The organism is Parapedobacter defluvii (genome assembly GCF_014642075.1).
Classification (GTDB): Bacteria; Bacteroidota; Bacteroidia; order Sphingobacteriales; family Sphingobacteriaceae; genus Parapedobacter; species Parapedobacter defluvii.
The window spans coordinates 1-12,717 of the sequence record NZ_BMIK01000013.1 but is presented as its reverse complement, the minus strand read 5'-3'; the positions used below and the strand labels follow the sequence as shown (position 1 = coordinate 12,717).

Sequence of the window (12,717 nt, the reverse complement as noted above, 5' to 3'; positions counted from 1 at the left end):
CCCCGGGGACGCTCGTGATACCAAGATTTTAGCTAAGTTTGCAGGCGATGGATATGTTCGATGACTTATTGACGAGCTATCTGGAAAAGACCTGTGATGTGGAGCCTGCATGGTTGCAGCATATCCATAGGGAAACCTATATAAAAGAGACAAGACCTCATATGCTCTCAGGTCATTATCAGGGCAGGTTGCTGGCTTTCTTGAGCAAGCTGGTGTCTCCGCACCGGATTCTGGAAGTTGGCACATTTACCGGATATGCTACGTTGTGCCTGGCGGAAGGACTTGCTGAGGGCGGCGAAATCCATACCATTGACAACAACGTCGAACTGGAGGAACGGGTGCGGGGCTATTTTGAGTCATCCGAATGGAGTCATTCGATTCACTATCATATCGGCGATGCAGTAACCCTCGTTCCGCAATTGGAGGGGCCTTTTGATCTGGTTTTCATCGATGCCGATAAGAAGAACAACGGTCTTTATTACGAACTAGCTTTGGAAAAAAGCCGCCGGGGCGGTCTGATCTTGATAGACAATGTCTTGTGGAAGGGGAAAGTGGTAGGAGATGCCCATGACGCTCAGACCCAGCAGATTGCTGCCCTGAATAAGCAACTGGGGGCTGATGATCGTGTGGATAAATTAATTCTCCCCATTCGCGACGGTGTATATTTGTTGCGAAAGCGCTGAACGAGTTAACCTATTGACGCATGGAAGGAACAAGTAAATCAATACGAATCGCCTTATGCCTTACAATCGGGTGGATCGTGGGTTTTGCTAGCCATTCGATGGCTCAGGAATACACGGCTCAACGTTATATTGAACAATATAAAGATGCTGCGGTACACTATATGGAGGAATATGGTTGCCCCGCTAGCATCATACTGGCGATTGCCATGCACGAGAGTGCACATGGCAGCAGTCGGGTGGCACGGTATTTAAACAATCATTTCGGCATCAAAGGCCCGAATACCAGCAAAGAAATCCGGTCGGCTTACAAGGGGTACGCCTCCGTGGAAGAATCCTATGCAGACTTTATTGAATTTCTAAAGCGGCGTAAAGGTAGCCGGGAACTGTTTGAACGGTATCAACCTCACGAATACCAGAAATGGGTACAGGGAATCGCGCGTTCGGGATATGCGCATAGTCCATCCTGGTCAGCGAAAGTAATCGGGATCATCCGGGAATATAACCTGGATGATTTGGACAGCCAACCCGCTGCCGGAGAGGTTGCTGCTTCGTTGGATGAGCCGGTCGAGACCGAGACATACACCGTGAAACAGGGGGATACCTTGTATGACATTGCAAGGAAATACGGCACAACCGTAAAGGACCTGCAGCGTAACAATGGGCTTACCCATTCGCGGTTGCACATCGGACAACAATTGATCCTGTAGATGAAAAGGTGGTTATATGCATGGCTGATTGCCGCATTGTTTTCGTCCTGTTTATCAAAGCAGGATGTGCTTCAGAATCCGCACGTAACGAAACGTCCTGTTCCGGTTCAGAAGCCTACGGATGCGCCGAACAAACCGGTATCACGTCCACCAGTTTCTTCCTATGCGAGTACATCGGGGCAGGATTACATCGAACGTTATAAGGGCATTGCAATAGAAGAGATGGAACGGTACGGCATACCGGCCAGTATCAAATTGGCTCAGGCACTCCTTGAATCCGGAAACGGTAACAGTGCATTGGCACGGCAAGCGAACAATCACTTCGGTATTAAGTGTACGCCGGAATGGATAGGTAAAAAAACCTATCAGGACGACGACCGGCGTGATGATTGTTTCCGGGTGTATGAGCGGCCGGAAGATTCTTTTAAAGATCATTCGCAGTTTCTGTTACGGAAGCGCTATGCTGCGCTCTTCGAGCTTGATAAAGATGATTATAAGGGATGGGCGAAGGGACTTAAATCTGCCGGTTATGCAACCAATCCACGTTATGCGGACATGCTTGTTGAACTGATCGAACGCTATCAACTCCATCAATACGACCAGCCGGAAAGCCGAGCCGAAAAAGTCAGACGGGAAGAAGTAGTCCAAACCGAAATCGTAGAAAATAAACCGGAAGAGCTTCAGGTAGCTCAGGCCAAGGCTCCTGTTCGGATCGATATTCATGAAGTGAGGCAGGGAGATACATTGGCTGATATTGCCCGTAAACACGGAATGTCTACCCGTGACTTAATGGACCTGAATGGATTAAAAACCGAGTCTCTGTTTGTTGGCCAGCTTATCCTGGTGTCACAGTAGGTGCGCAATAGTGCAAATTGATGTTAAATTTTTCGTCAACTGCAAACTTAGCTGTAGTTTTACGGCAGTGAATTATGTAAGTCGTTTTCTTGTCGGATTGCTTTTTGGGGGATTGTATTTCTGTGGTGATGCATGGGCCCAGACCACCATACAGGGTATCGTGTTTGACAAACATACCAAGCAGCGAATCTCGCAGGTATATGTCTATAATACGGCGAATGACGAAGGGGGATATAATAACACGCGCGGCGAGTTCTCTATTCAGGCATCTCCGGGAGACATCCTGATTGCAGCCACGAAAGGTTACTACCCCGATACGCTCGTTGTGTCTACCAAAAACGTTGTGCTGTTTAATATGGAGCGGTCTACCATTTGGCTGGATGAAGTCTCTGTCATTGCCCGGCGTAGCCCGGAAGAGCGGCTTGAAGAAAACAAAAAGGAGTATGGCACGGCTTATAGCAAAGGAAACGCAGGATCTATCTTTTCTGTGGGCCCGACCGGAGCGGGAGTGAGCATTGATGCATTGTATAAACTGATAAGCCGTGAGGGCAAAAATTCTCGCCGGCTACAGGAAATCATCGAGCAGGATTACCGGGAATCAGTGATTGATTATCGATTTACGCCTGAGCTGGTGAGCGGGGTGACGGGTTTGACCGGTGCGACATTGGCGGATTTCATGCGCCAATACAGGCCTTCTTATTATTTTGTCCTGAGTGCCAATGACTATAATTTGGCGTTTTACATCCGCTCCTCACTGGCACAATACCGGCAAAATCCGGCTGCACGGCGGCTTCCACCGTTTCCGCAAGTGGATAAATAAACGTTTGCAGAAAAAACAGCACGATATTTGCTAATTTAGCAGCAGATATGAGACGACAGTTTTACTTTTTGCTTTCTTCGTTGCTATTCTGTGTGTCGATAGGCCGGGCACAGATCTATGATTTAGATGAATTGCGGTACCGACCGGATTCCAATAGCCTTAAGGTAGAAAAGCCCGAACTCGGGATACGCCCTGTTAAACTCCCCATGTCCAACCTGGATTTGAAGGTGATTTATTGGCGGCATTGGTCTTCGTTTGGTATCAATGCCAATCAAGCATCGTTCAGTGATAACTGGCAAACCGGGGGTGTCAATTCAATATCCGTAGGCCTATTGCTTAATCACAAGTCCGACTATACACGGAATAATACCAACTTCGTCACCGAACTAAATCTGCAATATGGTAAGCAGAAAAACAAAGAGCAGTTACCCCGTAAAAATAATGACCGTATTTTTTGGGATAATAAACTTTCATTGAAGGTGGCCAACCATTGGTCGCTATTTACGTCGCTCACTTTTGAAAGCCAGTTTGACATCGGTTGGAATTATGGGGTAAATGAAGTTACGGGCCGTGAAGAGACAACTACGGTAAAGTCCAATTTTATGGCCCCTGGCTATCTTGCTGAATCCTTGGGTATTGAATACAAACCGGACAATACTTTTTCGCTACGTATCGGTACAGGTACTGCCCGGCAGACGTTCGTATCGGATGATAATGTAGTACCTACGGCGGGCGATGGCTCACGGTATGGTGTTGAACCGGGAAAGCATTTCCGAAATGACCTTGCATTCCAGCTTACGGCCCTTCTTGATCGCAACATTGCCCAGAACATCAATCTGAAAAGCCGCTATAATATGTTTGCCAACTACGAAGAACTCACTGACCCGTCTCACCGGCTGGAAGCAACGCTTACGGCGTCAGTTACCCGGCTGATTAACGTGACGCTGGCGGGTATTCTGGTTTACGACAGCAGACAGCATGAAAATATCCAAACGAGTCAGGCACTCGCATTAGGCCTTCTCTATAAAATACCAAGATAATTCCATGGCACACGGTGGCATTTGCACGATACGTAGGGCGATGTCGATTTTGCTGGCGACATTGGTGTTATCAGCGTGCACTACAAACCGCTATGCGAAAACCAACAAGCAATATAAGCAGCAGCTGAAAGTGCTGACCAAGCAAATGCAGGCGCCTTTGCCCTACGCAACACCCCGTCTGACTGCCACTTATGATTCGATAACAGGCATGACTGCCGTGTCGGAAATCCCTCAGACCAAACGCGAAGCGCGGCAGGTTGCATCCATCCATTTTAACCTGCGTAAGCCCAACTACGTGATCATTCACCATACGGCACAAGATAGCCTGGAACAGACACTGCATACCTTTACCGTTCCGCATTCAGAGGTAAGTGCCCACTACGTGATCGGGCGTAACGGGGAGGTTTACCAGCTGCTTAACGACTATGTGCGCGGATGGCATGCAGGGGCTGGTAAATGGGGCACGGTAACCGATTTAAATTCCATATCACTGGGTGTTGAGCTGGATAACAATGGTAAAGAACCTTTCACCGAACCCCAGATCTATAGTTTGTTGACGCTTTTGGATACGTTGAAGCAGCGGTATAACATTCCGTCGGCCAACTTCATCGGCCATTCGGACATCGCACCCTCCCGCAAGGTGGATCCGAGTGCGTTCTTTCCCTGGAAGCGTTTAGCGGAACGTGGTTTTGGGATGTGGCCGGATGAAGTGTTGATGACACCTCCCGAAAATTTTAATCCGGAAGATGCGTTGCGCATCATCGGTTATGATACCCGTAATCTTGACGCGGCGATCAAGGCATTTAAACTGCATTACATCCAGGATGATATCAGTCCGGAACTAACGGATTACGATCTCAGCGTATTATATAGTTTATACCGTAAGTAATAATTTATTGGGGAGATGCATTTGTTGCAAGTGTTTGTTGATTGGAGCGGGTACCCTGAAAGATGAGGGAGAATAAGACCACGCCGGCACATCCCACCAGATTGAGCCAGAGAAACGCCATTACATCAAACCACCAAAAGGACACCACCACAACTTCGGTGAGGACTGCTGCCCAAAGCACGGCTTTCCCACCTGCCCGTTTCACGTAAAAGGCGACAACAAATATCCCCAGTATAGTACCGTAGAACAGGGATCCCAGGATGTTAACGGCTTCCAATAAATTGCCCAGTTTACTGGCATAGAGGGCAATGATAATGCAAAATATACCCCACACCAACGTAAATATCCGTGAGGCCGACAGGTACCTCCGTTCGCTGCCCTTTTTGCTGACGAAGCGCTTGTAAATATCAATGACGGTCGTGGATGCCAGGGAGTTAATGGCCCCCGAGGTGGCGCCCATGGAAGCCATGAATACAATGGCTACCAACAGTCCGATCAGGCCCTTTGGGAAGTTTTCCGTCACGAAAGAAAGAAAGATGTAATTGTTATCGTTGGTATCAGCCAGCGCATCGTTCTGCTGCATTAATTCCACCAGGTTCTGCCGTATTTCCTTGGCCCGTTCGTCTGCACTTTGCAGTTGGTTACGGACGTCAGCAATGACGGTTTCGTCATCCGCATCCAACGCTTCGGTCAACCGGTGTATCTGCTTCTGTTTGTCTTCGAAAATAGCGTGGTGTTCTGTTTTCAGCGCTTCGACCTGAGCGGCATAGGGGCTGTTTTCGATTCGGTGCAGTTCGTATTTGTTGAAGAATATGGGTGGACTGTTGTATTGGTAAAAGGCAAACACCAAAATACCGATCAGTAAAATGGCAAACTGCATGGGGACCTTCAGCAATCCATTCATAAGTAACCCGATACGGCTGTCGCGGACCGAGGAGCCGGTAAGGTATCTGCCCACTTGGCTTTGGTCGGTACCAAAGTAAGATAGCTGTAGAAAAAAACCACCGATGAGGCCACTCCACAATGTATACTGGTTGTTCCAGTCGAACGATAGGTCAATGGCATTCGCCTTGCCTGACTTGCCGGCAATATGCAATGCCTTGGAAAAGCCAATGTCTTGGGGCAACATATACACTACCAATATACCTGCAGTGAGTAGTCCGCCGAAAATAATGGTCATTTGGAGCAGTTGCGTGTACGAGACCGCTTTGGTGCCTCCATAGACGGTGTAGAGGACCACAAGTGTGCCGATGAACAGCGTGGTATAGATGACGTTGATCTGCAGAATGCTGGATAAGATAATGGCGGGGGCGTAGATCGTGATGCCCGTGGAAAGGCCCCGTTGGATTAGAAAGAGTGCTGCAGTGAAGGCACGCGTACGTACGTCAAAACGTTTCTCCAGAAATTCATAGGCAGTAAAAACCCGTAGCCGATGGAAAATGGGCACAAACGAAACGCTCAGCACAATCATCGCCAAGGGAAGGCCAAAGTAAAACTGGACGAAGCTCATGCCCGAGGAGTAGGCAAGGCCGGGAGCTGACAGGAAGGTGATCGCACTTGCCTGGGTGGCCATAACGGATAAGGCTACGTGATACCAGGGCAATGACTTATTGCCCAAAAGATATCCGTCGATGTTGCGGATTCCCCGGCTCTTATACACACCATAGGCTACGATCAGTAGCAGTGTGCAAAACAATACCACCCAATCCGTCGTACTCATCCGAAATGTTTGGTAAATAAATAAAATAACAGGATAAGCACCAGTAACCAGCCGATCACAATCCAGTAGAAGCGCTTCCAGTTACGGATGAAGGGAGGAAGTCCCTTATCGGTCATGCTCGCGCCCTTTGAGCAGGCTGCCTACAAAAAAGCCGGCAAACGCCACTCCCACTACAACGCCGATGATGGCAGCGAGAAAACTTTCTTGAATGTAGCCTCCTGTCAGACCACCAAATACGGCACCCAACAAGTAGAAATAGCCGTTGATATTTTTTCCGTTAGCTTGTTCTTCGATGTGTTGTTCCATAACGATACGTTGTTTAATCAATTGGGTTTTGCCAGCAAATTTACAAATAATCTGTATGCTCCGGGTACGCCGGCAGGCAATTGCCTGAAAAAAGCAAGCGATGTATAAACAAAGTTACCTTCTCCGTACCGGGCTACCAGCAACGACCCGCTGTTGGGGGCCTCTCCCGGATCAGCCATCTGCAGCGGTTGGTCGTATTGGCTGTCTGCCTGACCTGCAAAATACAGGCCGCGTTCCTGTATCCAACCGTCGAAGTCGGCAGCGGTAATCTGGTTTGGATAGTTGAGTGCCCGACTATCGGGACTGAGTATGGTTACGGGAGCGGTTTCGTCGGTCACCCGGCTTCGGCTTAATGCCAATGGATAGGGGCCGAGGTCAGACGCCAGAGACCCTCCGCTGACGTTATATTGAACCAGTAACGTACCACCGTTTTTCACGTAAGCCATCAGGTGAGGCTGCATATAACGCATCCGTTCATTTACATTGTACAAACGTACACCCGTAACAATGGCATCGTATTGCGAGAGATTATCCGAGAGGATATCCTGTTCGCTCAGTATGTCCACCCGCAATCCGATTTCCCGCAAAGCCTGCGGAATTAAATCACCCGCACCCGGCAGATAGCCGATGTGCATTGCGGATACACCGGTTTCTATTTTGCTTAAGCGGGCGGTGGTGGGCGGGAACCACGTGATATGGGGAATATGTTCGTAGGCGATGGAACGGATGGCATGGGCCGTTTCTGTGGAATCGGCATATTGCAATGCAATGCTTAACGAATCCGAAAGCGACGCATTGGCCGCAGGATAAATGGTGAATTTGGACGTGATTTCATCCGACTTGGCAGCGAAATCCAAGGGTATCTGCTGGGGTTCGGCCCGCCAGCCCTGGGGCAGGCGGAGAAAGGCCGTAGCAGCTACGCGATCTTGAGTGTGTGCCGTAAAGACAACTTCCAGCGTTTTGGGCTCGTTACCATTGAATACGAGAGCCTTTTGGCCGAGATTGGCAGTTATCCGTGGTGCTATGGCCAGTGGCTCGTACACTTCGCCCCGAACCGGATGGGTATATTTATAGACAATCGGGCGTTCAAACGTGAGTTCCTTACCGTTGACACGCAAGCTGACCGAAGTCTTGGGACCATCGGAATTGATGGGCTGCCCGATGTCTTCTTGATGTTCCACTGTAAAACTACCCAAGCTATGTGGGGTACGGAGCCAATAGGGTTGTGTGATGCGGTTTGCTTCAAGGGTGGAAGACTGCTCGTAGGGCTCGTTAAAAGTCAGCTTTGTATTTCCAACAAACACTTCGATGCCCGGGCGGCGCACGATGAAAGTTGTATTAACGGGAATTTGCTCGCCGACGGCATATTTAGCCATGGGGGCGTAGCTTTCAAACCAAATCCCTCCGCATGCAATAATTAGGTCTTTTATTTCTGCCGTTTTTTGTTCCTTCCAATAGGTGTCTTTTACGTTCTCTACCTCGGCGAGAAGGGAGATCAATCCATCGATCGAATTTTCCGGATGTTCGTCTTCAAAGGCGTTGTAAATGGCCGTGATCAATTGCGGAATGTTTCCGCTCCCTTCCACCCGCTCCCAGGAAGTTCCGATTCCATCAAACAGGTCTTTTTCAGGGGTATCTCCCGCCAATACCTCAAAGCGTTCAATGCTGTTGCCCCGCTGCCGGGCGGCTCCGAAGCCCTGGCTTTTGTGGTTAGACCGGCTTTCTGCGGCGATTTCACCATAGGACTCCCCCAGAAAAGGATTGTAATCGCCGATGTTTATCAGCAAATGAGCCGAAGAGGGGGGCGATCCCTGGAAGAAACTCGACGTGTTCCAAAGTAAGCGTTTGGCCTGCCATACCGAAACATGGGTAAGCTGTTCCGGAAACCGGCTGGGGTCTGCAGCGGCTTTAAAGGCCTCAATGGCCAATAAAGCGGAAGCTTGGTGGTGTCCGTGCCCGGCCCGTTCATCGGGAGGGAAGCGGGTGATGATGACATCCGGGCGGAATTTCCGGATAGTCCAGACGGCATCTGCAAGGATGTTTTCTCGACCCCAGAACCGGAAAGTCTCATCCCATGTTTTCGAAAACCCGAAATCGAGTGCCCGTGAAAAGAACTGTTCTCCTCCGTCTACGCTGCGTGCCGCAAGGAGTTCCTGGGTACGGATAAGTCCGAGCTCTTCCGCTTGTTCGGTTCCGATGAGATTTTGGCCGCCATCGCCACGGGTCAGTGAAAGGTAGCCGGTCCGATATAATTTCTCTTTCGCCAGCCACGCAATTAACCGGGTGTTTTCGTCGTCCGGATGGGCAGCAAAATATAATACCGAACCTAGGGTATTCAGTTTCTTGATGGCTTGCTTAATTTCGCCGGCATGCTTCGGTTTTTGTGTTTGGGCGACGGTGGAGAATGTAACAAGGAAGAGTGAAAAGAAAAAGGCGATACGTCTTATATTCATGGGTTTAAAGATAAAGTTTGCGGGGGATAAAACAAAAGCCGTCCCGATTGTACATCGGGACGGCTCCTGCAAATTAACAATTAAAAAATCATTTAAATCTTAAAACCGTGCTTTTAGCAAATACCCAAAAGGACATCGCATTCATCTAAACTATAAAATCAGCCTTAAGAAGTTAACCTTTAACAACGGTAAAGTTACAAAAATGGAAGCGATATCAGCTAACTGGGGCCTTACAAGTTTTCCACAAACAAATGGTTTTGAACATTGTTACGCTTTGTCGATCGATCCCAGCACCCGCTTCATAAAAGTATTCAATGCTTCTTTCCGCTCCATCCCGCTTTTTACCAACTTATCAACTTCAATGGCACCGTACATATTTGAAATCAACTCCCCGATGACATCCAACTCCTCGTCTTTCAAAGAGGGTACCTCGATAAGCGATTCCAATGTTTCGATGGTTTCAAGTACGTAATCGGAATCATTCTGCTCGATGAACTCAGCTAGGTGTTTAATTATGGGTAACTTCATTCAGTAGTTCGATTAACGGATCAAATTTGTTTGTTTGTACCTGATTTACCAACTGCCCGTTTTTGAAGGCGGCAAAGGTGGGTAAATTGCTGACATTGGCCAATTGTCTGGATTGCGGAAACCGCTCGGCATCTGCAATAACGAAGGGAATCTGCTCATTTTCCGAAGCTAATTTTTTGAACTTTGGTTTCATAATTTTGCAGTTTCCGCACCAGGTAGCTGAGTATTGCACCAGTACTACGTCGTTGCTTTTTACAATATCGGAAAGGTTGTCGTTTTCTAATTCTTGTAGCATACTAATTTTAATTCTTCATTTATTAGGGTAACCAACCCCTCTTAAAGGGGTGGTTACCTGTTAAATCTTTGTGCACCGCTTAGCTAAGCGAAACTTGGCTTGCCAAATAACTGGCTACGCCGTCACGGGTGGCATGCATGGCATCTTTTCCTTCTTCCCAGTTGGCAGGACATACTTCGCCGAACTTCTGTACGTGCGCATAAGCGTCGATCAGCCGGAGGTATTCTTTTACATTGCGGCCTACAGGCATGTCATTTACGCTTTCGTGAAACACTTTGCCATCTTCGTCAATCAGGTAAGTGGCGCGGAATGTTACGTTTGAACCTTCAAATAGGTATCCAAACTCTTCGCTTTCTTTCTCTTCACCTTCCAGTATGCCCAGCACGCGGGACAGATTACGGTTCGTATCGGCCAGAATGGGATAGGTTACCCCTTCGATGCCTCCGTTATCTTTGGCTGTGTTTAACCAAGCAAAGTGTACTTCGTTGGTATCGCAAGATGCACCAACGACCAGTGTATTGCGTTTTTCAAATTCGGGCAGTGCCTCTTGGAATGCATGAAGCTCAGTAGGACATACAAATGTAAAATCTTTGGGATACCAGAAAAGCAATACTTTTTTGCCTTTTTGGGTTGCTTCTTCAAAAATGTTAATAGACAAGTAATCACCGAGGTAATCAATTGCATCAACTGTAATGTTTGGGAATTTTTTTCCTGTTAAACTCATGACTATCTGTTTATTGTTTTCGGGTGCAAAGATACGGTTTATCCCCATCGTAATTTATCGTTTTTGTCAATGGGATATATATATTGTCTATTAACCGATAATTTTAAATTAAGATTACTTTTCGAGCGATTTTTTGGGTTAATTAGTGATTTTGGATACATTTTTGGCTGCAGAAGAAATCCTTTTTCATTATCTGTATAAAATCGTATTTTTGCCGCAAGAACGGTATGGCCCTGTAGTTCAACGGATAGAATAGAAGTTTCCTAAACTTTAGATATGGGTTCGATTCCCGTCGGGGCTACCAAAGTGGAAAAAGAGGCAAAATCCAGTCCAAGTTCTGGTATGCCTCTTTTCTTTTTTGTTATAATTTGCTGAAAATAAGCAACATACAAAAACAATAAATTTATTCTCGGGGTTCGACTTTCATCAGTTTTCTTGCAGTAACTAATACCTTGAGGGAAGAGTAAAAACTGGATACGCTGCCTAGTGTTATAGTCGGCAGAAACCCACTTTAAAGGCAATTCAAGGGCGAATTTGATAACAAATCCGATGCTGTCATCGAGGTTCGACACCTGCCGGGATAGCTTCATCAGTTTTTCCTCTATTTCTTATCCTCTCATCATCATATCGCTGACGGTATTTGTGGTATAGGTCACCCCCTATCTCCTCTTCAACATATCTTTCCTCAAGCCTGTTGATCTTTGTTACGATTTCCCTGTGCTGTCGCTGTAGATGTTGATAATCGTCCTGCTTTCCGGCAGTCAACTGGTTAAACACGGCAACGGTCTGTTGTTTTATCAAATCGATGACATCCTTTGCCCTGTCGATTTTAAACCTATCCAAAACTTTCTCAAAAAGGCTGTTGAGCGTCGTTGCGCTTTTGTTGTTATTGCAGGCCTTTGTGCAGCACTTGTAATAGTGGAGATTCTTTTTCTTGACGATATAACCGCGGAGAGGTTTTCCACAGTGACCGCAAGTTAAAAACCGCTTAAGTGGGATATACGGGAACATGGGCCTATCATTGAACAATTGGCAGATAAAGTAGCGCTACGCCACGGTTTCGAACATCACGAACTGATGGAGTTGGCCGAAGGCATGCACGCATTCATGGCCGATCTTTATAGTCATCTTCAAAAAGAAGAGCAAATACTTTTTCCCTTGGTCAAAAAATTGGAACACGGAGCCAACGATTTGCCTTAGCAAATCCACGAAGCGGTGCAAGACTTGGAACGGGAACATCAGGATGCCGGAAATGAATTGCGCAACTTCCGTAAATTGACCGCTGATTATCAGCTGCCCGCCAATGCTTGCAATTCCTACACCTACCTGTATGAAAAGATCAAAGCGTTTGAAAATGATCTATTCCAACATATCCACCTTGAAAACAACATCCTGTTTCCAAAGGTCATCAAAATCGAAAACGAACGCTTGGCACATCGATAGAATTTTATTTTGATAAAATATAAATTACGCTCAGGCATAAAATTACCAGGTACGATTGCCTAAAGATTAACTAAATTTGTATAGATGAAATTGCTCACGGCGCTGATAGTAACCACTTACCTTTTTTCGACAACGGAGCTTTACCAGTTGTTGAAATTGCCGGCATTGGTTGCTCATTATTTCGAGCACAAAGAAAAAACTCCGTCAATGTCTGTGGTAGACTTTCTGATATTTCATTACAAAGGCAACCACTT

Annotated in this window: 13 protein-coding genes, 1 tRNA gene and 1 pseudogene; 8 read left to right on the top strand and 7 right to left on the bottom strand. The window is 47.2% G+C overall.

Translation table 11 applies throughout. The annotated features are described in order from the left end of the window. Nucleotides 1–47: 47 nt before the first annotated feature. From IEX60_RS16680 to IEX60_RS16655, 6 genes are all read left to right on the top strand, one after another. A complete protein-coding gene (locus IEX60_RS16680) occupies nucleotides 48–683 on the top strand; it encodes an O-methyltransferase (RefSeq protein ID WP_188752543.1) in 636 nt (211 codons plus the stop codon). 20 nt (nucleotides 684–703) lie between these two features. Further along, entirely contained in the window at nucleotides 704–1,390 is a 687-nt protein-coding gene (locus tag IEX60_RS16675; protein ID WP_188752542.1) for a glucosaminidase domain and LysM peptidoglycan-binding domain-containing protein, read from the top strand. Beyond that, nucleotides 1,391–2,245 (top strand): glucosaminidase domain-containing protein, encoded by an 855-nt coding sequence (locus IEX60_RS16670; protein WP_188752541.1) that lies wholly within the window; start codon nucleotides 1,391–1,393, stop codon nucleotides 2,243–2,245. Between the two features lie 67 nt (nucleotides 2,246–2,312). Then, nucleotides 2,313–3,065, top strand: coding sequence for a peptidase associated/transthyretin-like domain-containing protein (locus IEX60_RS16665; RefSeq protein ID WP_229717610.1), 753 nt, complete (start codon nucleotides 2,313–2,315; stop codon nucleotides 3,063–3,065). Between the two features lie 47 nt (nucleotides 3,066–3,112). Beyond that, nucleotides 3,113–4,105 carry a DUF3078 domain-containing protein gene (locus tag IEX60_RS16660; protein ID WP_188752540.1) on the top strand — a complete coding sequence of 331 codons (993 nt, stop codon included), beginning with the start codon at nucleotides 3,113–3,115 and terminating at the stop codon, nucleotides 4,103–4,105. Between the two features lie 40 nt (nucleotides 4,106–4,145). Beyond that, nucleotides 4,146–4,994, top strand: coding sequence for an N-acetylmuramoyl-L-alanine amidase (locus IEX60_RS16655; RefSeq protein WP_188752539.1), 849 nt, complete (start codon nucleotides 4,146–4,148; stop codon nucleotides 4,992–4,994). A gap of 4 nt (nucleotides 4,995–4,998) precedes the next feature. Here IEX60_RS16655 and IEX60_RS16650 read toward each other — a convergent pair whose 3' ends face one another. The 6 genes from IEX60_RS16650 to IEX60_RS16625 all read right to left on the bottom strand — a co-directional run bounded on the left by IEX60_RS16650 (nucleotide 4,999) and on the right by IEX60_RS16625 (nucleotide 11,020). Further along, nucleotides 4,999–6,714 (bottom strand): sodium:solute symporter family transporter, encoded by a 1,716-nt coding sequence (locus IEX60_RS16650; RefSeq protein WP_188752538.1) that lies wholly within the window; start codon nucleotides 6,712–6,714, stop codon nucleotides 4,999–5,001. A gap of 105 nt (nucleotides 6,715–6,819) precedes the next feature. Then, on the bottom strand, nucleotides 6,820–7,020 hold the full coding sequence (locus tag IEX60_RS16645) for a hypothetical protein (protein WP_188752537.1): 201 nt from the start codon (nucleotides 7,018–7,020) through the stop codon (nucleotides 6,820–6,822). A gap of 17 nt (nucleotides 7,021–7,037) precedes the next feature. Further along, nucleotides 7,038–9,473, bottom strand: a complete 2,436-nt coding sequence (locus IEX60_RS16640; protein WP_188752536.1) for a PIG-L family deacetylase — start codon at nucleotides 9,471–9,473, stop codon at nucleotides 7,038–7,040. 267 nt (nucleotides 9,474–9,740) lie between these two features. Next, nucleotides 9,741–10,001, bottom strand: a complete 261-nt coding sequence (locus IEX60_RS16635) for a DUF6952 family protein (RefSeq protein WP_188752535.1) — start codon at nucleotides 9,999–10,001, stop codon at nucleotides 9,741–9,743. After that, nucleotides 9,982–10,296: a thioredoxin family protein gene (locus IEX60_RS16630; RefSeq protein WP_188752534.1), complete on the bottom strand. Its 315-nt coding sequence runs from the start codon at nucleotides 10,294–10,296 to the stop codon at nucleotides 9,982–9,984. Before IEX60_RS16630 ends, IEX60_RS16635 begins: the two co-directional genes overlap by 20 nt. Before the next feature lie 79 nt (nucleotides 10,297–10,375). Continuing rightward, complete coding sequence (locus IEX60_RS16625) at nucleotides 10,376–11,020, bottom strand: peroxiredoxin (protein ID WP_188752533.1); 645 nt, start codon at nucleotides 11,018–11,020, stop codon at nucleotides 10,376–10,378. Between the two features lie 229 nt (nucleotides 11,021–11,249). On the opposite strand from IEX60_RS16625, the gene IEX60_RS16620 reads away from it, so the two are divergent. Next, nucleotides 11,250–11,324, top strand: a tRNA-Arg gene (locus IEX60_RS16620). A 251-nt stretch (nucleotides 11,325–11,575) separates the two neighbouring features. Here IEX60_RS16620 and IEX60_RS16615 read toward each other — a convergent pair. Further along, nucleotides 11,576–12,031 (bottom strand): recombinase zinc ribbon domain-containing protein, encoded by a 456-nt coding sequence (locus IEX60_RS16615; protein ID WP_188752532.1) that lies wholly within the window; start codon nucleotides 12,029–12,031, stop codon nucleotides 11,576–11,578. Between the two features lie 18 nt (nucleotides 12,032–12,049). Between IEX60_RS16615 and IEX60_RS24850 the strand changes: the two are divergent. Further along, nucleotides 12,050–12,463 (top strand): annotated as a pseudogene (locus IEX60_RS24850) (hemerythrin domain-containing protein). The last annotated feature ends 254 nt before the right edge of the window (nucleotides 12,464–12,717 follow it).